Source organism: Mesorhizobium sp. WSM3864 (assembly GCF_002294955.1).
Classification (GTDB): Bacteria; Pseudomonadota; Alphaproteobacteria; order Rhizobiales; family Rhizobiaceae; genus Mesorhizobium.
Window position 1 is genome coordinate 202105 of the sequence record NZ_NSGD01000002.1, and the last position, 21886, is coordinate 223990.

At 64.2% G+C, this 21886-nt stretch carries 23 protein-coding genes; 8 read left to right on the forward strand and 15 right to left on the reverse strand.

Annotation, left to right across the window (positions count from 1 at the left end; translation table 11 throughout):
* Nucleotides 1-32: 32 nt before the first annotated feature.
* Nucleotides 33-278 (forward strand): type II toxin-antitoxin system VapB family antitoxin, encoded by a 246-nt coding sequence (locus CK215_RS05290; RefSeq protein WP_095777849.1) that lies wholly within the window; start codon nt 33-35, stop codon nt 276-278.
* A complete protein-coding gene (locus CK215_RS05295; RefSeq protein ID WP_095777850.1) occupies nt 278-706 on the forward strand; it encodes a type II toxin-antitoxin system VapC family toxin in 429 nt (142 codons plus the stop codon). Before CK215_RS05290 ends, CK215_RS05295 begins: the two co-directional genes overlap by 1 nt.
* Nucleotides 707-709: 3 nt before the next feature.
* Here CK215_RS05295 and CK215_RS05300 read toward each other — a convergent pair whose 3' ends face one another.
* Nucleotides 710-3454, reverse strand: coding sequence for a DUF2339 domain-containing protein (locus tag CK215_RS05300; protein WP_095830326.1), 2745 nt, complete (start codon nt 3452-3454; stop codon nt 710-712).
* Nucleotides 3455-3694: 240 nt separating this feature from the next.
* Here CK215_RS05300 and CK215_RS05305 point away from each other — a divergent pair, with 240 nt between their 5' ends.
* Entirely contained in the window at nt 3695-4159 is a 465-nt protein-coding gene (locus CK215_RS05305) for an NUDIX domain-containing protein (protein ID WP_095781524.1), read from the forward strand.
* Nucleotides 4160-4168: 9 nt separating this feature from the next.
* Here CK215_RS05305 and recO read toward each other — a convergent pair whose 3' ends face one another.
* Entirely contained in the window at nt 4169-4921 is a 753-nt protein-coding gene (recO, locus tag CK215_RS05310; protein ID WP_095830327.1) for a DNA repair protein RecO, read from the reverse strand.
* A gap of 289 nt (nt 4922-5210) precedes the next feature.
* On the opposite strand from recO, the gene CK215_RS05315 reads away from it, so the two are divergent.
* A complete protein-coding gene (locus CK215_RS05315) occupies nt 5211-6005 on the forward strand; it encodes a type II CAAX endopeptidase family protein (protein WP_095830328.1) in 795 nt (264 codons plus the stop codon).
* A 34-nt stretch (nt 6006-6039) separates the two neighbouring features.
* On the opposite strand, the gene CK215_RS05320 is transcribed toward CK215_RS05315, so the two are convergent.
* From CK215_RS05320 to rpoZ, 10 genes are all read right to left on the reverse strand, one after another.
* A complete protein-coding gene (locus CK215_RS05320) occupies nt 6040-6933 on the reverse strand; it encodes an aminoglycoside phosphotransferase family protein (protein ID WP_095781527.1) in 894 nt (297 codons plus the stop codon).
* Between the two features lie 40 nt (nt 6934-6973).
* Nucleotides 6974-7906 (reverse strand): GTPase Era, encoded by a 933-nt coding sequence (era, locus tag CK215_RS05325; protein WP_170950229.1) that lies wholly within the window; start codon nt 7904-7906, stop codon nt 6974-6976.
* Nucleotides 7891-8607 (reverse strand): ribonuclease III, encoded by a 717-nt coding sequence (gene rnc / locus CK215_RS05330; protein ID WP_066997455.1) that lies wholly within the window; start codon nt 8605-8607, stop codon nt 7891-7893. Before rnc ends, era begins: the two co-directional genes overlap by 16 nt.
* A gap of 4 nt (nt 8608-8611) precedes the next feature.
* Nucleotides 8612-9361, reverse strand: a complete 750-nt coding sequence (gene lepB, locus CK215_RS05335; RefSeq protein ID WP_066997458.1) for a signal peptidase I — start codon at nt 9359-9361, stop codon at nt 8612-8614.
* An 80-nt stretch (nt 9362-9441) separates the two neighbouring features.
* On the reverse strand, nt 9442-9855 hold the full coding sequence (acpS, locus tag CK215_RS05340) for a holo-ACP synthase (RefSeq protein ID WP_095830329.1): 414 nt from the start codon (nt 9853-9855) through the stop codon (nt 9442-9444).
* On the reverse strand, nt 9852-10436 hold the full coding sequence (locus CK215_RS05345; protein ID WP_066997464.1) for a DUF2062 domain-containing protein: 585 nt from the start codon (nt 10434-10436) through the stop codon (nt 9852-9854). The genes acpS and CK215_RS05345 overlap by 4 nt, the downstream gene beginning before the upstream one ends.
* Nucleotides 10437-10713: 277 nt before the next feature.
* Nucleotides 10714-11094, reverse strand: coding sequence for a VOC family protein (locus CK215_RS05350; RefSeq protein WP_066997467.1), 381 nt, complete (start codon nt 11092-11094; stop codon nt 10714-10716).
* A gap of 73 nt (nt 11095-11167) precedes the next feature.
* Nucleotides 11168-11746 carry an orotate phosphoribosyltransferase gene (pyrE, locus tag CK215_RS05355; protein ID WP_066997469.1) on the reverse strand — a complete coding sequence of 193 codons (579 nt, stop codon included), beginning with the start codon at nt 11744-11746 and terminating at the stop codon, nt 11168-11170.
* A gap of 119 nt (nt 11747-11865) precedes the next feature.
* On the reverse strand, nt 11866-14094 hold the full coding sequence (locus CK215_RS05360) for a bifunctional (p)ppGpp synthetase/guanosine-3',5'-bis(diphosphate) 3'-pyrophosphohydrolase (RefSeq protein WP_066997471.1): 2229 nt from the start codon (nt 14092-14094) through the stop codon (nt 11866-11868).
* Between the two features lie 125 nt (nt 14095-14219).
* Nucleotides 14220-14621 (reverse strand): DNA-directed RNA polymerase subunit omega, encoded by a 402-nt coding sequence (gene rpoZ, locus CK215_RS05365; RefSeq protein ID WP_095830330.1) that lies wholly within the window; start codon nt 14619-14621, stop codon nt 14220-14222.
* A 296-nt stretch (nt 14622-14917) separates the two neighbouring features.
* Here rpoZ and CK215_RS05370 point away from each other — a divergent pair, with 296 nt between their 5' ends.
* Both CK215_RS05370 and CK215_RS05375 read left to right on the forward strand, forming a co-directional pair.
* A complete protein-coding gene (locus tag CK215_RS05370) occupies nt 14918-15499 on the forward strand; it encodes an NYN domain-containing protein (RefSeq protein WP_066997475.1) in 582 nt (193 codons plus the stop codon).
* Complete coding sequence (locus CK215_RS05375; protein WP_164747319.1) at nt 15496-16167, forward strand: uracil-DNA glycosylase; 672 nt, start codon at nt 15496-15498, stop codon at nt 16165-16167. The genes CK215_RS05370 and CK215_RS05375 overlap by 4 nt, the downstream gene beginning before the upstream one ends.
* On the opposite strand, the gene CK215_RS05380 is transcribed toward CK215_RS05375, so the two are convergent.
* From CK215_RS05380 to dapA, 3 genes are all read right to left on the reverse strand, one after another.
* Nucleotides 16136-16837, reverse strand: coding sequence for a glycoside hydrolase family 25 protein (locus CK215_RS05380; protein ID WP_245418638.1), 702 nt, complete (start codon nt 16835-16837; stop codon nt 16136-16138). The genes CK215_RS05375 and CK215_RS05380 overlap by 32 nt on opposite strands.
* A gap of 86 nt (nt 16838-16923) precedes the next feature.
* Nucleotides 16924-17403, reverse strand: a complete 480-nt coding sequence (smpB, locus tag CK215_RS05385; RefSeq protein ID WP_067321086.1) for an SsrA-binding protein SmpB — start codon at nt 17401-17403, stop codon at nt 16924-16926.
* Nucleotides 17404-17428: 25 nt separating this feature from the next.
* Nucleotides 17429-18310 (reverse strand): 4-hydroxy-tetrahydrodipicolinate synthase, encoded by an 882-nt coding sequence (dapA, locus tag CK215_RS05390; protein ID WP_095777859.1) that lies wholly within the window; start codon nt 18308-18310, stop codon nt 17429-17431.
* 301 nt (nt 18311-18611) lie between these two features.
* On the opposite strand from dapA, the gene CK215_RS05395 reads away from it, so the two are divergent.
* Together CK215_RS05395 and CK215_RS05400 are read left to right on the forward strand one after the other, a co-directional pair.
* Nucleotides 18612-20654 carry a lytic transglycosylase domain-containing protein gene (locus tag CK215_RS05395; RefSeq protein ID WP_095830331.1) on the forward strand — a complete coding sequence of 681 codons (2043 nt, stop codon included), beginning with the start codon at nt 18612-18614 and terminating at the stop codon, nt 20652-20654.
* Between the two features lie 293 nt (nt 20655-20947).
* On the forward strand, nt 20948-21838 hold the full coding sequence (locus tag CK215_RS05400) for an alpha/beta hydrolase (RefSeq protein ID WP_095830332.1): 891 nt from the start codon (nt 20948-20950) through the stop codon (nt 21836-21838).
* Nucleotides 21839-21886: the final 48 nt, after the last annotated feature.

The following is a 21886-nucleotide window of genomic DNA, read 5'->3' on the forward strand; positions in this document are numbered from 1 at the left end:
CATGTTAGAATATACGCCGGAGGAATTCGACAATGTCTTTGTATATCCGCGATGACGAGGTTGACGCGCTGGCTCGTCAGCTGCAGTCCGCGATCAAGGCGCCCACGAAGACTGAAGCCGTGCGGATCGCGCTCAAGCGTGAGCTCGAACGGGCACATGCCGTCCTCCCACTAAGCGAGCGCATTAGAAAGTATCAGGACGCAGCGAGGGCGCTCGGTCCGGACGACCCGGACTTCGACATGAAGAAATTCATGGACGAAGGATGGGATGACCTCTGATGTTCCTCGATGCTTCCGCTATCATCGCTATCATATCGGAAGAGCCGGATGCGAACCGCCTTCTTAGGAAAATGGAAGCCGCCGAGAAGCTTTATTTCTCGCCGAGTTCCGCATTCGAGGCGATTGTTGGGATAGCTCGCAGGAAGTCCGTAGCGGAAAACGACGACCAGCTTCCGACACCACCCGCCCTGATCGAACGATGTAAAATGATCGTCTTGGGTTTCCTGGCCGAACTCAAGGCCGTTGAGGTCCCGCTGGACACACGGATCCGAGAACTCGCTGTAAGGGCCGCGCAAGATTATGGTCGATATGTGGGCCACCCAGCCAAACTGAATTTCGGCGACTGCTTCAGCTACGCATGCGCCAAAGCCTATCGCGTACCTCTGCTCTACAAAGGCAACGACTTCTCGCAGACCGATCTGGCCTGACCTTTATTCGGCTCCTAACCTCGCCGCCCTTGTCAGCAGACGCTGATAGAAAAGTCCGATGCCGATCAGCACGGCGCCCAGACCGATGAAGGAGAGTGCGCGCAGCACGCCTTCCAGCTCCGACATGTCGAAGAGGAAGACCTTCAGCACGGCGACCGCTATGAGCACGGCCGAGGCAATGCGCAGCACCTGCGACCTCAGCCAGACGCCGGCGGTCAGCAGCGCCACGCCGATGACCAGCCAGAGCGCCGAATAGGTATAGGTCTCAAGCTGGCCGAGGCCGCTCCACAGGCCGATGAACTCGCCCTTGAACAGGCGCCGGACCGACAGCGTGGCGTAGGCGAAGGCGAGCAGCGAAGCGACCAGCGCCAGCATCGCGGCATACCATCTCGGGCGCCTCTCGCGAACATAAAGCGCCAATGCTCCTGCTGCGACCGCCGGCAGCAGATAGGCGAGCAACAACAGGTTGAAGAACGGGACGGCGCCGGTCGATTCATCTGTCAGCAGCGGGTTCAGCACCACGAAATGCCGGATGAGGATGAAGGCGACCGAGAGCACGCCGGCGGCCATTGAGCCATAGCGCAGCACCGGGCTCGGCGAGCGCAGGTCGATGGCGACCAGTATGGCGCCGGCGCCGAGCGCGATCAGCGTGTAGATCGCCTGCTCGGCAAGGGTGACGGGGCCGGTGTCGATGACGCCGCCATGCATGGCATGGCGCACCAGCATCGCAATCGTGAGCAGGCCGAACAGCGCCGAGGCCGCTTCCATGGCAAGACGCGGCCGTCCGTTGGTGGTGCGCGCGAGTTGCCAGGCGGCGAAGCCGAAGGCGAGCGCCGGAACGCCATAGCCCGGCAAGAGCCAATTGAAGACCGGCGTCGTCGACAGTGCCGCCGCGCCCACGATGGTCCGATCGAAGGCGACGCGGCCGAGCACAGCGACCGCCGCGCCGACCGCGATCCAGCCCAGCACCGGGAAGCTGCGCCAGCGCGTCGCGAGCGCCGGCACGACGGCGGCGGCGCCGAGCAGCACCGTCGTCCAGCCGGAGCCGAAGGCCATGTGCAGCATCAACAAGCCTGCGACGCCGCCGCCGCCGAGCGCGAAGGAGACGGCGGGGCCGCCGCGGAGCGGCGGTTCCTCGGCGCGCGCGATCCACTCGCCGCCGGCGGCAAAGACGACCACCAGAAGCAGGGCTGGCAGCGCGTAGCCAAAATCGCGGTCGATGTCGCCGAAGGTGAGCCAGAGCGCGGTGAGCACGACCAGCGGCACAATGACACCCCATGCCGCCCAGGACGCGGCGCGGATAGGCGCAGCAGCCGCAAAGCGGCGCGCGGCCCAGAACCCGGCTGCGACGAAGACCAGGGCAAGCGCGATGCCGAGGCGGAAGGTCAGCGTGTCGGATGCGGCCAGCGGCTCGGCGCCTAGGCCGACATCCAGCGCATCGGCGCCGATGGTGGCGGGCGGGATGATGCCAAGATAGATCAGCGCCGTCGCCAGGCCGGCGGCGAAGAGGAGCGGCAAGGCGCGCGGCCGGTAGAGCGCCACTGCCAGCAGAGCGGCGAGCAGCACCGCGCCGTGCGAGGCATAACCCGCCTTGGCAAACACCGGATCGACCGACAGCCCGAGCGCGGTCAGCGCAACGAAGAAGCCGGGCGCGATTGATGGCCAGTCGAAGCCGGGCTCCGCGTCGTCGCGGCCAGCAGTCAAGAAATCGGCTAGCCAGACGAAGGCGAGCACGGCAAGCGAGGCCAGGCTGATGAACAGCACCGTCGAGAGATTCACCTCCAGTGCATTGGTCATGTAGACGATGGTCCAGATGCCGGTGCCGGCGAAGGCTGCCGCGACAAGCGCCTTCCAATCGCGGATGCGGGCGATAGCGGCCGTGGCGGCAAGCACGATCGCCAGGTAGACGAACAGCGCCCACGGGTTCGGCGCCTCCGAGGCGACGAGCGCCGGCGTCACCATGGCACCGACGAGGCCGATGCCGGCCAGCGCCAGGCCGTGGACCAGCGAGACGGCAATGGTGGCGACGCCGATCACGCCGAGCAGCGTGAAGGCGAGCGCGGGGCCGATAAAGCCGTAGATGCCATAGGCTGCATAGACGGTGCCGAACAGGATAAAGGCGCCGGCGCCCGTCAGAATCGCCGGGATGTAGGCGCCGGCGGCCCCCTGCACCGGCACCCGGAAGCCGGTGCGGCGGATGAACTCGGCGCCGGCAAGCAGCACAAGGCCGAGAACGCCGGCCATGGTGAGGCGCACGCCGGGGCCGAAAATGCCGGCCTCGATCGTGTAGCGGATCAGGAACAGGCCACCCAGCGCCAGCGCAATGCCGCCGACCCAGACCGCCCAACGCGTGCCGAGCGCCGTCTCGACATCGCGGGCGGCCCTTGCAGGTACTGCCGCTTCGGCCGGCGCGGCAGGTTGCGTCAATTGTCCCTCTCCGGCGGGTTCGGACGGAGTCCCCTCGCCCGCTTGAGCTGGCGCTTCGGCTTTTGGTTCGTCGGGCGTCGCGGCGGCTGTGGCCTGCGGGGCTGCTTCACCTGCCGGCGGCGTGGCGGCTGCGGGAGCTTCGCTTCCAGCAGCTCCGCCCGCGGCCTCGCCAGTCCTGTGCGCGGGCTGCGGGACACCCGAAAGCACCAGGCTGCGCAGCGCGCCAAGCTCGCGCTCGATCAGTCCGATGCGCGTTTGCTGGCGTGAAATGATGACGAATAGAGCGATGACGGCGGCAATGGCGATCAGGCCGAAAAACATGGCGGTTTCCCCTCAAAACCGTGCCAGTCGTGGCCGACAAATGCGGCGATGAGACGGCTACCCAATCAGCGCGCTGCCGACCTTGCAAAGATCGAGCATGTTTCGGCGCCGATTGCCAGCGACCGCAGGCTTTATCCAACGGCGATACGTCCAAGCGGCTGAGGCTCGGGCCGCAAATTGCCGGCCGCTGGCCGCGAAATACTCGTGCTATTCTCAAAAGAATTACCAAGAGGATGACCGATGCCGCAACGAAGCGCGGGCCTGCTGATCTTCAGGCAAACCGCCGGTGTGTTCGAGTTTCTGCTGGTCCATCCCGGCGGACCATTCTGGGCAAGGAAAGATGAAGGGGCCTGGTCGATCCCGAAGGGGCTGATCGACGATGGCGAGGAAGATCTCGTGGCCGCTCGGCGTGAGGCCGAGGAGGAGCTAGGCGTCGCGATCGACGGCAATTTCCAGCCAGTCGGCAGCTACAAGCAGCCGGGCGGTAAAATCGTGATCGCCTGGAGCGTCGAAGCGGACATCGATGTGAATGCCGTCAGGAGCAACATGTTCACCATGGAATGGCCGCCAAGGTCGGGAGCCATGAAGGAATTTCCCGAAGTGGACAAAGCCGGCTGGTTCTCACTCCCCGAGGCGGGTCTCAAGATCCTGAAAGGCCAGCGTCCCATCCTCGACGATTTTCTGGAGCGACGGCGAGCCGACTAGATCCTCGCCTTATTCGCCGGCAATCACCTTCACCGCCGCCTGATGCCGGCGCAGAGCCGCGAGGAAGCCGGCGCGGGCGTCGGGCGGCTCGATGCCGCGCGGCTCATAGACGTGGCGAGTGAAGAAGAAGCCGGTCAGCCGGAAGGCGTCCTCCAGCGCCGCGGCATCGGCGCGCACGCCGGAGCCGCGCTGCAGGAAGGCGGGCAGCGCCAGCATCTTGTCGTGCCATGCCGCCCCAGCAGCGCGCGAGACGGCGCGTCCGGATTTCGGCGACACATAGGCGAGATCCTGCCGCGATCCGGTCGCCGCGCACTGGCTGAGGTCGAGGCCGAAGCCGAGCTCATCCAGGATCAGCAATTCGAAGCGCGCCACCAGCTCGCCCGCGGCATCGGCATCTCCCAGATGGGAGATCATCACCGCAAGAGCCTCGTAGAGGCCGCCATGGGCATCGCGTTCGGGCAGAAGCCTGAGATGCGCGGCCATGGTCTGCAGGCCGTAGACGGCGACTGCGCTGTCCATCAGCCGGGCGGCGTTCATCTCGATCGCCTCGGCCTGGAAGATGCCGAGATGCTCGTCGAGACGTGCCCGCCACAAAAGGTCGACGCGATTGCCGGGCTGCAGCACCGGCTGCTGCTTGCGCGAGCGGCCGCCCCGCACCAGGCCGAGATGCCGGCCATGGGCGCGCGTCATCACCTCGAGGATGGCGCTGGTTTCGCCATGCCTGCGGGTGCCGAGAATGATTCCCTCGTCGCGCCATTCCATACGTCGAGCTTTTCACCTGTTGGGCGGCGAAATCAAGATTGCCGCCCGTAACCCAAAATCTGTCCTGACAGTGATGGCAGGCAACATCTGCCGCTGCCGCCGAGGCGGCAATATCGGAAAATTCTCAGAAACCGTTCGGGATTTTTCGGCCGCGCCGGCGCCAAATACAGGCGCGTTGACCGGGTGAACCGGCGCAGACCGCCGAGCGGCTCGGCTGGCCTTTTCCCGAAGCGTCGACCTCTCTCGGGCAGGCGACCACTCCTAACAATGGCCCGATGAGAGGATCGATATGAGCTCCTTCCTGGGCGTGGTGCGCGGGCACCAGTTGACCATCTTCTTTTCGCTGGCGCTCGGCCTGACATGGCTGGCGTTCATTCCCTTCTATCTGTCGCATGGCGAGAGCATTCCCTGGTTCACCTTCGGACCGGCAATCTCATGCTTCACCGTCGCAGGACTCGCCGGCGGCTGGGGCGCGGTAAAGACCATCTTCGCCTCGATGGTGAAATGGCGCGTTCGCCCGATCTGGTATCTGGTGGCGGTCGGCCTGCCGTTCGGGACGCAGCTCGCCTCGATCCTGATCAATCCGTTCCTCGGTTCGGCGGAGCCGTCGTGGGGGAACATTCCGGCCTTCTCCGAGGTGGCGCCCATGATCGCGCTCTATGCCGTATTCAGCGGTCCGCTGGGCGAGGAGCCCGGCTGGCGCGGCTTTGCGACCCCGCATCTTCTTGGCCGTCGCCCAGCACTCGCCGGCAGCCTGATCCTCGGCGTGATATGGGCAATCTGGCACTTGCCGCTCGGCCTGCTTGGCGATCTCAGCCTCTACAGCACGATCAACGTCGTGCTGGCCGGGATCGTCTTCACCTGGCTTTACCAGAACACGGGCAGCGTATTGCTGGCCATCCTGATGCATGTCTCACACCAGAACAGCGTACGCTTCCTCGCCAAGGTGTTCGTCGACGGCGACTATATCCAGCAGCAATGGCTCGGCGTCGCGATCTGGGCGGTCATCGCGATCACGATCGTTGCCTATTACGGCACGGAAAGCTTTATGCGACGGCCGGCGAAGCGACTTGCCACTGCATGAATACTCGACCGGTGACGGCGCCTGCTTGGCGCCGTCATCCCAATTTGCGATGATCGGCGAGCACTTCGTCGATCACGCGGCGCTGCCTCCCGACCTCGGCCTGGTTGGCGTCGTGACCGGCAACGGTGATGAGCGCCTTCCACAGCGTCCAGCCGCGTCCGCGCGCCCAGGTCGCGTCATCGACGTCGATGCGCGCGCGGAATGCCTCGCGGCTCTCGCCCTCGAACAGCGTCCAGGCAATCGCGAGATCGCAGGAGGGATCGCCGACGCCCGACGTGCCGAAATCGATGACAGCGCTCAGACGGCCGTCCTCGACCAGCAGATTGCCTGAGGCGACATCGCCGTGGAACCAGACGGGCGAGCCGTGCCAGCCGGCAGCAAGCGCCGCCTTCCAGACGGCAGTGGCGGCTTGCGTATCGATCCGGCCTTCAAGCGCAGCGATGGCCTGTCTCGCCTCGTCGTCATAGACGGCCAGCGGGCCGCCGCGATAAAAATTGTGCTGGCCAGGTGCCGGCCCCGCGGTCGGATCGATCCGTTTCAGGGCTACGAGGAACTCAGCCAGCGAGACCGCGAACGCGCGAAGGTCGGCGATGTGACCGGCTTTCGCCGTCTCGCCTTCGATCCAGCGGTAGACGGACCAGTGCCAGGGATAGCCCGCCGCCGGCTCGCCCATGGCGAGCGGCTCGGGAATCGGCAGCGGCAGAAGCGGCGCAAGCTTGCGCAGCCAGCGATGCTCCTTCTCGACCTGCAGCGCATAGGGAGCAGCACTTGGCAGCCTGACCGCCATCGCGTCGCCGAGATGGAACGTACGGTTGTCCCAGCCGCCCAACGCGACCGGCTTCACAGGCAGATGCCGCCATTCGGGAAACTGCGCGTCGACGAGCCGCCGCACGAGAGCGGTGTCGATATCCATCTTCGGGCTGTGCATGTCGTTATCCCAAAACTGCGTCGTTTTTGGGCGACATGGATCAGTTGGGAAACTCCAATCCCATCTCGCGATAGCGCTCGGGGTCATCGCCCCAGTTCTCGCGCACCTTGACGAACAGGAAAAGATGCACCTTCTGCTCGAGGATCTCGGCGATCTCGGCGCGCGCGGCCTGGCCGATGGCGCGGATCGTCTCGCCCTTGTGGCCAAGCACGATCTTCTTCTGGCTCTCGCGCTCGACATAGATGACCTGCTCGATGCGCACCGAGCCGTCCTTCTTCTCCTCCCACTTCTCGGTCTCGATATGCGAGGAATAGGGAAGCTCCTGATGGAGCCTCAGATAAAGCTTTTCGCGCGTGATCTCGGCCGCGAGCTGGCGCATCGGCAGATCGGAGATCTGGTCTTCCGGATAGTACCAGGGACCGGCTGGAAGGGTCTCGGCAAGATAATCGAGCAGGTCCTTGCAGCCGGAGCCGGTGAGCGCCGAGACCATGAAGGTGCGCTTGAACGGCACTCTTTCGTTCGCTGCCGCGGCCAAAGCAAGAAGCGTCTCCGGCTTGACCCGGTCGACCTTGTTGAGGACGAGCAGCATCGGCTGCTTGACGTCCTTCAGCCGGTCGAGGATGGCGTCGGCATCGCCTTTGATGCCGCGTTCGGCATCGATCAGCAGCACCACCACATCGGCATCCTTGGCGCCGCCCCAGGCGGTGGTGACCATGGCCGTGTCCAGCCGCCGCCTCGGCTTGAAGATGCCGGGCGTGTCGACGAAGACGATCTGCGCGTTGTGATGCGTGGCGATGCCGCGCACGATGGCTCGGGTGGTCTGCACCTTGTGGGTGACGATCGACACTTTCGCGCCGACCAGCTGGTTGACCAGCGTCGACTTGCCGGCATTGGGCGCGCCGATCAGGGCGACGAAGCCTGAGCGCGTAGGAGGCGTTTCGGAGGTTTCGGTGGCGGTCATGCAGCGCTCCATACGCCTTCGCGCAGCAGCAACGCGGCCGCCGCCGCCTGCTCCGCTTCCCGCTTGGAACGGCCGCTGCCGATCGCCGGCGCGAAAGAGCCGACCTTGACGCTGACGGTGAACAGCGGGTCGTGGTCGGGCCCTTCGCGAGCATCCACCCGGTAGGCCGGCACCGCGCCCGACGCCGCCTGGTGCGCCCACTCCTGCAACTCGGTCTTGGCATCGCGGCGGGCAGCACCGATCGCCTGCGAGCGCGGCTGCCAGTAGCGGTGGATAAACGCGCGGGCGGTCTCAAGGCCACCATCCAGGTAAAGCACGGCGATCAGCGACTCCAGCGCGTCGGCACGCAGATTGGTTCGCTTGCGGCCTTCGAGATTGCGCACGTCGGAGCCGGCGCGGATCAGCTCCGGCAGGCCGATCTCCTCGGCGATCTCGGAGAGCGCCTCGGCATTGACAAGCGCGTTGAGGCGGAGCGACAGCTCGCCCTCGGCGGCATCGGGAAAGGCAGCGAGCAGCATGTCGGCCACGACCAGGCCGAGAACGCGGTCGCCCAAAAATTCGAAGCGTTCGTAGTCGACGCCGGCATGCGTCGAACGCGCGCTGGCATGGGTCAGCGCGCGCTGCAGACGCTGGCGGTCGGCGAAGGCGTGGCCGGTGCGCTCGACAAGCGCTTCGGCAAGGGCATCGGCGGTCAAACGCTTGGTCGCCGCCATGACCTTAGTGGACGAGATGGAACAGGCGGCCGGCACGCATCAGCGACGGCCACTTCCAGATTTCCAACGGGCTGGCGCCATCGGCGATCGAGAAGAAGATGACGTTGGCGCGGCCGACGAGGTTCTCGGCCGGCACGAAACCGACGGTGAAGCGGCTGTCGGAGGAGTTGTCGCGATTGTCGCCCATCATAAAATAGTGGCCGGGCGGCACGTCGAACTCGCGCGTGTTGTCGCCGATCGAATTGGGCGTCAGATCGAGCGTGTCATAAGTGACGCCGTTGGGCAGCGTCTCGCGATAGACGTCGACGGGACGGTCGACCTCGGTGATGTCGGGATTGTCGATCTGGCCGACCTTTTCGCGCGGCACCGCGGTGCCGTTGATGAAGAGCTGGCCGTCCTTGACCTGGATCTTGTCGCCGGGCAGGCCGACGACGCGCTTGATGTAGTCGACGGACGGATCCGGCGGGAACTTGAACACGACCACGTCGCCGCGCTTGGGCTCAGAGCCCCAGATGCGGCCGGAGAAAATATTGGGGCCGAAGGGCAGCGAGTAGCGCGAATAGCCATAGGCCCATTTGGTGACGAACAGATAGTCGCCTTCGAGCAGCGTCGGCCGCATCGAGCCGGAGGGGATGGAGAAGGGCTGGAACAGCAGCGTGCGGATGACAAGCGCGAGCAGCAGAGCCTGGATGATGACGGAAAAGGTTTCCCCAAGCCCGCCGGATTTCTTCTGCGATTTTTCAGCCACGCTCATGTCGTCCTCGATTGTGCGTTGGTTGGTATAGAGTCTCGGCGCGCGCTGGGCAACGTCATGCCGCCCGTGGTCAGATGGAATCAATGTGGCGCTTGTTCGGCGGGCACTGCCTCGATGATCACAAAGGCTTGAGCAAGCGGAAAATCGTCGGTGATGGTGAGGTGGATCAGCGCATAATGGCCCTTGGGCAGGATTTTTTCCAGCCTGGCGGCAGCGCCACCGGTGAGCGCCATGGTGGGCGCTCCGCTGGGCAGGTTGACCACGCCCATGTCGCGCCAGAAGACGCCCTCGGCCATGCCGGTGCCAAGCGCCTTGGCGCAGGCCTCCTTGGCGGCGAAGCGCTTGGCGTAGGAAGCGGCACGGGCCGCGCGCTTCTCCGATTTGGCCTGCTCGACCTCGGTGTAGATACGCTGGATAAAGCGCTGGCCGTGCCGTTCCAGGGACTTCTCGATACGTCTGATGTCGATCAGGTCGCTGCCGATGCCGATGATCATTCCGCGGGAACTTCCCGTCCGCCCTGCCGAGCCTTCCCGGCTCGCTCGGTCATTCGCCGCTGCCGTTGCGCGCGAAAAGCGGTCATGCCCCACCGCGTGACACCATAGAAGACGAGCCCGAAGACCAAGCCGAGGGGCACCGCGCCGAGAAGCATCGGCTCCAGGATCGGGTGCCACAGCTTGGCGAAGGAAAGCGTGTGCATCATTTCCCCGAGATGCTCCGGCGGCCCATGCCTGGGCAGATGTTCATGCAGGATGAGCTTGCCAGTCTCCCAGGACGCGCCCCAGAGCAGCGGGAAGGACAGCGGATTGCCGAAGAACACCGCACCGAGGGCTGCCGCCACCAGATTGCCGGCGATCACCCAGCAGAGCACGGCGGCGATGATGAAGTGGAAGCCTAGCGGGAAGAAGGAGGCGAAAACGCCTGCCGCGACTCCGGCGGCCACCGAATGGGGCGTCGCTTTCAGCCGCAGAATGCGCTTGGAGAAATACTGAACGGAGCGCGAGAACGAGCGGCGCGGCCATAGGTAAGTACGCACCCGCTCCAGGAGGCCATCAGGCTCTCGGCGTCGAAAAAGCACTCTGTTTCGGTTCCTGGTCCAACACACGCTTCCCTGCCAGCCGGGTCGCGCCAACATATCTTGCGCTTCAACGGCGCAGGAAGGCAACAAAACTTTGCTATAGCGGCGATTGCCAGACCACGGAACAGCGAAACGTCGCCGCGATGGTCTGCCGCAGGCTCTTACATGAGCGCCATTCTGGCGAAACTGAGGAAGACTGGGCAAAGCATGTTTGGCCATTCGTCCTTGCGCGACCGCGGCGCCGAGGTATCGGACGCGGTCAGCCCGGGCTTTTCAGCTAAGTTCGATATTCGCTGACCTCGACCAGGTTGTCGTCGGGATCCCGGAAATAGACCGACATCATCCTGCCGCGAGCACCGGTGCGCTCGACAGGTCCGACTTCGACCGCCACACCGTTGGCTTCGAGGCTGGCGCGGATGTCGGCAAGAGGCACCGCAGCAATGAGGCAGAAATCGCCGGAGCCCGGCGTCGGCGCCTTTGCCTTCGGCTCAAAGGTGCGAGCGACCTCGTGCAGATTGATCTTCTGCGATCCGAACAGAAGCGCGGTCGGCCGGCTCGGCTCGTCCAGCCGCCCCATGCCAAGCACGCGCTGATAGAAGTCGCAAGTCGCTTCGACAGACCGGACCGTCAGGACGAAATGATCGATGCCGGCTATCATGGGCCTCTGCGCGCTTCGCTGGCAAAGAGATTCAACCGGCACCCTCAGGTGCTTGTTTTCATTCATCGCCAGGTCAGATATTTCGGCTTCCCGGCTTAACGGCAGGGATGGCGGCAAGTTCCGGCGGCAGGCGGTCGGGCGGGTAGGCCGGCACCTCATATTCGGCGAGCGCAATCAGCGGCACGCCGACATCGGTCTTGCCGGCCGAACGGTCGATGATGCAGGCGGCCGCCACCACCTCGGCGCCGAGCTGGCGCAGGCAGTCGATGGTCTCGCGTATCGAGAGACCCGTGGTGACGATGTCCTCGACAATGACGACGCGCGATCCCTTGGCGATCTCGAAGCGACGCAGCCGGAACTCGCCCCCTTCCCGCTCGACCCAGACCGCCGGCGCGCCGAGATGGCGCGAGGTCTCGTAGGCCGGGATCAGGCCGCCGATCGCCGGGCCGACGACATAGTCGATCCTGCCCGTCACCGCCTCACGAATCTTTTCGGCCAGCGCCTTGCACAGGCGCTCGGTCTTGTCGGCATGCATGAAGACGCGCGCCTTCTGCAGGAAGATGGGGCTGCGCAGGCCGGACGTCAGGATGAAATGCCCTTCGAGAACCGCGCCAGCCTCGCGGAAAATACCCAGCACTTCATCGGTGTTCATTGTTCGCTCCATGCTCTTGGCGAGTGGTGAGTAGTTATTAGTGAGTAGTGAGTCGAAGGATGAATGGTGAATGGTGAATGGCATTGAGAGCAACCTATTCACTATTCACTATTCACTATTCACCCATTCACACGCCGTGCGTCGCTGACGCTCGAATTGTCCTTCAGCTGTGACAGCAGCCGGTTGAGGTGCTTCAGGTCCCAAACCTCGAGGTCGATCAGCATCTCGGTGAAATCGGGCGCGGTGCGCACCATCGACAGCGTGTGGATGTTGGCATCGTTGGACGCGACGACCTGCGCGATGTCGGCGAGCGAGCCCGGCGCATTGATGGCTGTGACCGAGATGCGGGCCGGGAAGCGCTCCTTGGTCCGCTCGTCTATATCCCAGCGCACATCGATCCAGCGCTCGGGCTGGTCGTCGAAAGCCTGCAGGGCCGGCGACTGGATAGGATAAATGGTGATACCGGTTCCTGGCTGGATGATGCCGACGATGCGGTCGCCGGGCACCGCCCCTTCCGGCGCGAAGCGCACCGGCAGGTCGCCGCGCACGCCGCGGATGGGCACCGCACCGTCGCGCTGCTGGTCCTTGCCCTTGCGCGCGGCGCGGCCGGGCATCTGGAACAGCATGCCGGCGGCGTTGCGGATCTTCGACCAGCCTTCCTCGCGCTGCTTGGGCGCCGCGACTGTGACGCGCTCGTCCTTGTAGTCGGGGAAGACTGCTTTCATGACATCGGTCGAGGCAAGCTCGCCGCGGCCGACAGAGGCCAGCACGTCCTCTATGTCCTTGCGCGCCAGGCGATGCAGAACCGGCTTCAGGCTTTCCTTGGTGAAGTTCTTGCCGGCGCGCTCGAAGGCGCGTTCGAGGATGCGGGCGCCGAGCCCGGAATATTGCTTGCGGATGGCATTCTTGGTGGCGCGGCGGATGGCGGCGCGCGCCTTGCCGGTGACGACGACCGATTCCCAGGCTGCCGGCGGCACCTGCGCCTTGGAGCGGATGATCTCGACCTCGTCGCCGTTCTTCAACTCCGTCATCAGCGGCATGATGCGGCCGTTGACCTTGGCGCCGACACAGGTGTCGCCGACATCGGTGTGGACGGCATAGGCGAAGTCGATGGGGGTGGCGCCGCGCGGCAGAGCGATCAGCATGCCTTTGGGCGTGAAGCAGAACACCTGGTCCTGGAACAGCTCGAGCTTGGTGTTTTCCAGGAAATCCTCGGGATTGTCGCCCTCGGCCAGTTGTTCGATGGTGCGGCGCAGCCAGGCATAGGCGTTGGTTTCCTTGGAGATCGCGTGCGCTGCGCCGTTCGGCTTGCCGCCGCTGTCCTTGTAGATCGAATGCGCGGCAACGCCGTATTCGGCGATCTTGTTCATCTCGCGGGTGCGGATCTGCAGTTCGACGCGCTGGCGCGAGGGGCCGACAATGGTGGTGTGGATCGAGCGGTAGTCATTCTGCTTCGGCGTCGAGATGTAATCCTTGAAGCGGCCAGGCACCATCGACCAGGTGGTGTGGATGGCACCAAGCGCGCGGTAGCAGTCCTCGACGGTGTCGACGACCACACGGAAGCCGAAGATGTCGGAGAGCTGCTCGAAGGAGAGCGCCTTGGCCTCCATCTTGCGGAACACCGACCACGGCTTTTTCTGCCGGCTTTTGACGCCGGCTTTGATCGCGTGTTTTTCGAACAGGCCGGACAGCGCCTTCTCGATCTCGTCCAGCACCCCCTTGTTGCGCTCGAAGATCTCGGCGAGCCGCGCAGTGACGGCGCGATAGGCTTCCGGATTGATGTAGCGGAAGGCGATCTCCTCAAGTTCCTCGCGCATGCCTTGCATGCCCATGCGGCCGGCGAGCGGCGCATAGATGTCCATCGTCTCCTCGGCGATGCGCAGGCGCTTGGACTCGGGCATATGGTCGAGCGTGCGCATGTTGTGCAGGCGATCGGCGAGCTTGACCAGCAGAACGCGAATATCCTCGGAGATCGCCAGCAACAGCTTGCGCAGGTTCTCCGCCTGCTCGGCCTTCTTGGAAACGAGGTCGAGCTTCTTCAGCTTGGTCAGTCCCTCGACCAGCTTGCCCATCTCGGGGCCGAACAATTCATCGATCTCGGCCCGGGTCGCGGTTGTGTCCTCGATCGTGTCGTGCAGCAGGGCAACAGCGATGGTCGCCTCGTCCATATGCATCTCGGTGAGGATGGCCGCCACTTCCAGCGGATGCGAGAAATAGGGATCGCCCGAGGCGCGCTTCTGGTGGCCATGCTTTTGCATGGCGTAGACATAGGCCTTGTTGAGCAGCGCCTCATTGACGTCAGGCTTGTAGCGCTGCACGCGCTCGACAAGCTCATACTGACGCATCATGGGCGGGATCTCGCGGTGATGAAATGATTGATGCGCCGCACCGGCGTGCGACGCATCCCATAGATAGCCACGAAACTGACGATACGGAAGTCCCGGATGCTTGATCCAGGCCCGTGTCCAAGAGCTTAGTAGTCGTCGCTCTTTTCCGGCGGCACCAGACCCTCGATGCCGGCGAGCAGGTCTTCCTCACTCATGCGGTCGAAGGCGATGTTCTCTTCGGCATCGTCGGTGTCGGCAGCAGCGGTGGCAGCGCCGGTCTGGTTGGCGATGGCCTCGCCCTCGGCCTCCGGCTCGTCGACCTCGACATGCTTCTGCAGCGAGTGGATCAGGTCTTCCTTGAGGTCGTCCGGCGACAGCGTCTCGTCGGCGATCTCGCGCAGCGCAATGACCGGATTCTTGTCATTGTCGCGAGGAACGGTGATCTGCGCGCCCTGGCTGATCTGGCGGGCACGGTGGCCGGCGAGCAGCACGAGCTCGAAACGGTTGTCGACCTTGTCGATGCAATCTTCAACGGTTACGCGGGCCATGGACTGCCCCTTTCATGCGTGGATTTGATGGAAAACTGGCGGGCTCCATAACAAGGACGCCGCCGAAATACAAGCTTTATGGCGGACACCGCCGAAGCACGAGCCCTTGCCCGGCTCAATACCGGACCTCGCCTTGCTTACCTGGTGCCGATCACAATTGCTTGCAATGCGCGCCCTGCCCTTGGATATCCATAAATCTGGCGTTATCTCGAAAGGGGCGGGAAGAGGGACCATTATCGGGCCTACCCGTCACGTCCTTTTAGACGACAGAAATTTTTGAAAAGGGATATTTTTCAATGTTCGATCCCCGTGAAAAGATCGCTCTTTTCATCGACGGCGCCAACCTCTACGCCACCTCGCGGGCGCTGGGCTTCGACATAGACTACCGCAAGCTTCTGTCGAGCTTTCAGAAACGCGGCTACCTGCTCAGGGCCTATTACTACACCGCGCTGGTCGAGGATCAGGAATATTCCTCGATCCGGCCGCTGATCGACTGGCTGGACTATAACGGCTTCAAGGTGGTGACCAAGCCAGCCAAGGAGTTCACCGACTCGACCGGCCGGCGCAAGATCAAGGGCAACATGGACATCGAGCTCACCGTCGATGCGCTGGAGCTTGCCGATGTCGTCGACCACTATGTCATCTTCTCCGGCGACGGCGACTTCCGCACGCTGGTCGAGGCGCTGCAGCGGCGTGGCCGCAAGGTGTCGATCATCTCGACCATGGCCTCGCAGCCGCCGATGATCTCCGACGACCTGCGCCGCCAGGCCGACCACTTCATCGACCTCATGACGCTGAAGAATGAAGTCGGCCGCGATCCATCGGAACGGCCGGTCCGCCGGCCTGAGCCGGCTGAAGCCGACGAGGACGATTATTGAGCGCGGCAGCCTTGAGCGCCGCGCCCTCCCCCGAGCCTGACCGCGATTGTCCGCTTTGCCCGCGGCTGCACGACTTCATCGCCGCCTGGCGCCAGCGCGAGCCGGGCTGGTTCAATGCACCGGTGCCGACCTTCCTGCCGCCGGAAGGCGAGGACTCGGTCAGGCTCCTCATCGTCGGGCTGGCGCCCGGCCTGCGCGGCGCCAACCGCACCGGGCGTCCCTTCACCGGCGACTATGCCGGCGACCTGCTCTACGCAACGCTGATCGCTCAAGGGTTGGCGCGAGGGGAATTCAAGGCCAGGCCCGATGACGGGCTGGAGCTCGTCGGCACCGCGATCACCAATGCGGTGCGATGCGTGCCGCCGGAAAACAAGCCGGTCGGCGCCGAGATCGCCACCTGCCGGACCTTCCTCAAACCGACGATCGCGCGCTTTGCCAATCTGCGGGCCATCCTGACGCTGGGCTCGATCGCGCATCAATCGACGGTGCGGGCGCTGGGCGGGCGCGTCGCCACCCTTCCGTTCCGCCACGGCGGACGACAGCAGGCCGGCGGCATCACGCTGTTCTCCAGCTATCACTGCTCGCGCTACAACACCAACACCGGTGTGCTGACGGAAGCGATGTTCGTCGATGTGTTCAAGGAGATAGCGGCGTTCCTGAAGAGCTAGAATCCGGCGCCACGGCAAACAGCTCGGAGAGCCTCGCCGGCCCGCCCTTCAGCACATTCAGGTCGACGTCGCCGTCGATGCCGTCGACACGGCCTGTGTCGAGATATTGCCAATAGACCCAGTCGTCTTCGTTCAGCGGCCCCCGCACAGAGCGCAGCCAGCGCTGTCGAACCGCGATATGAGCGGCATAGGTCGGCGCCGTCTCATCGGTAATATAGAAAATGGCCGGCTTGCCGTAAGCCGCCTCGACCGGGCCAAGGAATGCCAGCAGTTCGGCGTTCAGCTCGGCGGGCGAAGGGCGTCGCGGGCAATTGCCGTGGAACTCGATGTCGACCACCGGCGGCAAGAGCTGCTCGCCGCGCGGCACGACCGAGATGAAATTCCTGGCCTGGTCGGCACCCGGGCGGCAGAAGGTGAAGAAATGATAGGCGCCGACAGCGAGGCCAGCCGCGCGGGCCTGGCGCAAATTCTCAGCAAAGGCGTCATCGACATAGTCACCACCTTCCGTCGCCTTGATGATGGCGAAGACGACATCGTCGGCCGCGACGCGCGGCCAGTCGATCCTGCCCTGGTGATGCGAAACATCGATGCCCCTTAAGGGGAATTTGCCGCGATCCGGCGGGAAAGCACGGTGCCGGAAGAAGCCCTCTGCCCATGTGGCAAGCGCCAGAAAGACGAAAGCCAGGGCCAGGGCAATCAAGCCGTTCCTCAAGCCTTGGCTCCCTGCTCGCCTTGCCCCGCATATCGAAGGTGGCTTTATCCGCGCTCCTTAAGGAGCCGTCCCTTCTCGCGCGACCAGTCGCGCTGCTTTTCGGTCTCGCGCTTGTCGTGCAGCTTCTTGCCGCGGGCGATGGCGAGCAGGAGCTTGGCGCGGCCGCGATCGTTGAAATAGATTTTCAGCGGCACCAGCGTCATGCCTTCGCGCTCCACGCTCTGCGCAAGTTTGGCCATCTCGCGCTTGCTGACGAGCAGCTTACGGCGCCGGCGCGGCTCGTGGTTGAAGCGGTTGGCCTGGAGATATTCCGGCAGATAGGAATTGATCAGCCAGATCTCGCCGCCTTCGGCGGAGGCGTAGCTCTCCTGGATGTTGGCCTGGCCCTGGCGCAGCGACTTGACCTCGGTGCCGGTCAGCACCAAGCCGGTCTCGATCGTGTCGAGCACCTCGTAGGAAAAGCGCGCCTTGCGGTTTTCGGCGACCGTCCTGTTGTTGGGGTCGGCTTTCTTGACTTGATTCATAATGCGGAGAGGTGGCGCCTCATCCCTAATTAATCAAGCCGGCGTGCTTCAGCGCCGCGTCGAGCTTCTCGGCGGTCGAAGCTTCGACCGTCACCAGCGGCGAGCGGACCACGTTCTCGACCTTGCCCAGCTTCGACAGGGCGTATTTGGCGCCGGACACGCCGGGCTCCACGAAAATTGCTTTATGCAGCGGCAGGAGACGATCCTGCAGTTCTAGCGCCTTGGCGCTGTCGCCGGAGAGCGTCGCTTCCTGGAACTCGGCGCAAAGGCGCGGCGCGACGTTCGACGTCACCGAGATGCAGCCGACGCCGCCATGCGCGTTGAAGCCGAGCGCGGACGCATCCTCACCGGAAAGCTGGATGAAATCCTTGCCGCAGGTCATGCGCTGTTCCGAGACGCGCTCGACCTTGCCGGTCGCATCCTTGACGCCGGCGATGTTCTTGAAGTCGTGGCGCAGCCTGCCCATCGTCTCCGGGGTCATGTCGATCACCGAGCGCGGCGGGATGTTGTAGATGATGATCGGCAGCTTCGTTGCCCTGGCAACGGCTGCGAAATGCTCGTAGAGGCCGCGCTGGGTCGGCTTGTTGTAATAAGGCGTGACGACCAGGGCTGCATCGGCGCCTGACTTTTCGGCATACTGCACCAGGCCGACGGCTTCCTCGGTGTTGTTGGAGCCGGCACCGGCCACAACTGGAACCCTGCCCCTGGCGACCTCGATGCAGACCTTGACGACATTGCGGTGCTCGTCATGCGACAGCGTCGGCGACTCGCCGGTGGTGCCGACGGGCACGAGGCCCTTGGTGCCCTCGGCGATCTGCCATTCGACAAACGCGCGAAAGGCTTTCTCGTCGAAACGCCCGCTCTTTTCGAACGGTGTCACGAGCGCAGTCAGCGAGCCTCTCAGCATATTGTCCAAACTCCTTGGGACTTTGTTGGTCCAAGCATGTCGCTCTCCCAAAGCCGGGTGCCCACTTTGGGCGACATGCATCAGCGTTTTGTCGATGCGTTAATTTCGGCGCCTTCTAATCGAAAGCGAAGCCGCGCACCATAGTCTCGACACGGTTCAGCGGCAAGCATTGCTGTAGTGCCAGCAAGCGTAATTCGAACGGCCTCGATAACCTTTTGTTTACGAGCCTTTCACGACCTAAGTTTAGGCTCCGGGTCGGCCTCGAAGGCCCTGCCTGCTGACAATGTGCCGGGGTGGAACAATGCCGACAAGTCGGCCTCATCTGTTCGCGCTTTTGAGCGCGGCTGTCGCGCTGATACCGGGTATGGCGATCGGCGGCAGCGTCGACGTGCGCGTGACGGCGGCGATTGCCGCGCCGGGCTCGCCGTCGGCCGCGGACCAGGCGCAGCAGCTTCAGCCTCCGTCCAGCATCGGGCAATTGAAGAGCGGACTCGACGCGCTCGCGGTGAACAACATCGCCGCGGCGCGCAATGCCCGCGACACGTTGCCCTCCACCTCGCTCGACCGGCACATTCTGGCCTGGGCGATCGCGCTGTATGGCGGCGACCAGGTGCCGAGCGGCGAAATCGCCGATGCCGCCAAGATGCTGCCTGGATGGCCGGGCACGATCGCGCTGCGCAGGAACAGCGAGCGCGCGCTCTATCGCGAGAACCCGCCGCCGCAAGTGGTGGTGCGGGCCTTCGGCCGCAGCCAGCCGCTGACGCCGGAAGGCGTGATCATCCTTGCCCGCTCGCAGGTGGCGCTGGGCGATCAAGCGGCGGCGCGCGCGGTGCTGGTGCCCTTCTGGCGCACGGAGAAGCTGGATGCCCAGGACGAAACTTCCATCATCAAGGAATTCGGCACGCTGATCCCCGCGGCCGATCATCGCTATCGCATGGAGCGCATGTTCTATGCCGACCGGCCGTCCTCGGCGCTGCGCGTCGCCGGCCTTGCCGGCGCCCAGCAACTGGCGGATGCCTGGGTGGCGGTCGATAAAGGCGAAAAAAACGCGGCGAAACTGTTGAAGGCGGTGCCGGCTACGCAGCGTTCGGCCGGCTATTTCTTCGCCGAGGCAGAATATCTGCGCAAGCAGCAAAAAGTTGCCGATGCCGCGGCAGTCGTGATGAAGGCGCCGACCAATCGCGACGCGCTGGTCGATCCCGATGCCTGGTGGGTGGAGCGGCGCGTTCTTTCGCGCGAGCTGGTCGATCAAGGCGACATAAAGACCGCCTACAAGATCGCCTCCATGCATGCGGCCGAAAGCGCGGCCAGCGCCGCGGAAGCCGAGTTCCATGCCGGCTGGTATGCATTGCGCGGTCTCAACGATCCGGCAGCGGCCGCCTCGCATTTTTCACGCATCGCCGAGCTCGCCCAGGGACCGGTGTCGCTGTCGCGCGCCTATTACTGGCTTGGCCGCGCCGCGGAAGTCGGCGGCCCGGGCAGCGCCAAGGACTATTTCACCCGGGCAGCCAGCTACGGCACCACCTTCTACGGCCAGCTTGCCGGCGAGCGTGTGGGCCTCAGAACCTTGAGCATCGTCCATCCCACGCCCAGCGCGGCCGACCGCCAAAGCTTCGAGGGCCGCGAGGCGGTGAAAGCGATCAAGCGGCTGCAGGAGGCAGGCTATGACCGCTATGCCGAGACGCTCTACCGCGACCTCGCGGGGCAGCTGACCAGCCCCGGCGAGCTTGCGCTGCTGGCGGGGCTTGCCGAAAAACAGGGCAACCATTTCATGGCGCTGAAGGTCGGCAAGATCGCCGCCCAGCGCGGCATCGATGTGGGTGCGCTTTCGCATCCGTTGGGTGTCATTCCCGATTCGGCCGATATCTCCGGCTCCGGCAAGGCGCTGGCCTATGCCATCGCCCGCCAGGAGAGCGAGTTCAATGTCGCGGCGATTTCCAGCGCCGGCGCGCGCGGCCTCTTGCAGTTGATGCCGGGCACCGCCAAGCAACTGGCGAAGAAGGCCGGCATGATCTTCTCGCAAACGCGGCTGACGACCGATGCCGGTTACAACGCGACGCTGGGGTCCGCTTTTCTCGGCGAGCAGCTCGACCGCTTCAACGGCTCCTATGTGCTGACCTTCGCCGGCTACAATGCCGGCCCAAACCGCGCCGCCCAGTGGGTGGCGAAATATGGTGATCCGCGCGGCAAGGACGTGGACGCCGTCGTCGATTGGGTCGAGAGGATCCCCTACACGGAAACAAGAAGTTACGTGCAGCGCGTGATGGAGAATTATGAAGTCTACAAGATGCGTATTTCCGGCAAATACGACATCGTCGGGGATCTGGTGAACGGGCGGAGTTGATCGCCGTGGGGCGTATGCAAGCCTCAGGTTGGCGATCCTTCGCGCCCCCTCTGTCCTGCCGGACAGCCCCCGCACTTGGAGATTGGCAGTTTCGCTGCCGGCTCGTTCATGCCGCTTTGGCGATGGGTAAAAGCTTAGATGACAGTCAATCCCCTTGCGGGGAGATGTCCGACAGAACAGAGGAGATGCTGTCCCGCCAGCGTGGCAAGGTTGTGTAACGTGCCTTCCCATCATTTGACCGCGGCCGCCCTCGCCTGTAGCTGTCGGTCACCTCAGCGAGGAGCAGCATCCGGATGGCGAGCGACGGTTTCTCCGACTTCTTCTATGCCGCACCCGATGGGCTGAAACTGCATGCCCGCATTTATGGCGAGCCGAACAGCGGTGGCTGGCCGGTCGTCTGCCTGCCCGGCCTCACCCGCAATGCGCGCGACTTCAATGAGCTCGCGCTTTACCTCTCCGGCAAGGCGAAGACGCCGCGCAAGGTCGTCGCTTTCGACTATCGCGGCCGTGGCCGATCCGACTACGATCCCGACATCAGCCACTACAATGTCGGCGTCGAAGCCGGCGACGTGCTCGCTGGCTTGTCGGCGATGGGTATCGAAGAGGCTGGCTTCATCGGCACCTCGCGCGGCGGACTCATCATCCATGTGCTCGGCGCGCTGAAGCCGGCCGCGTTGAAAGCCATTGTCCTCAACGATATTGGCCCGGTGATCGAGGCGGAAGGTCTGGCCCATATCCGCTCATATCTCGATCGCGCGCCGAAGCCGAAGACATTCGCCGAGGCAGTCGATGCGCAGCGGCGCGTGCATGGTGGCGGCTTCCCGGCGCTCACCGATGCCGACTGGGCGCGTATGGTTGGCGCCATCTGCCGCGACACGGATGCCGGGCTGGTGCCCGATTTCGATCCTGCCCTGGTCGAGACCCTGGCCAATGTCGACTTCAGCAAGCCACTGCCGGATCTTTGGCCACAGTTCAACGCGCTTGCCGCCGTGCCGTTGCTCGCCATACGCGGCGGCAATTCGACGCTTCTCTCCACCGCGACGATCGAGGAGATGACAAAGCGTCATCCCGGCATGGAGACGATCACGGTCGAAGGCCAGGGACACGCGCCCTTCCTGGAAACCGGCAACCTGCCGAAGAAGATTGCGGATTTCCTCGATCGCGCCGAAGCCAAGTCCACGTAAAGTAAAGCCCGAGACTAACTCCGCCCCGGGCTTGTTTTTGAAATGTAG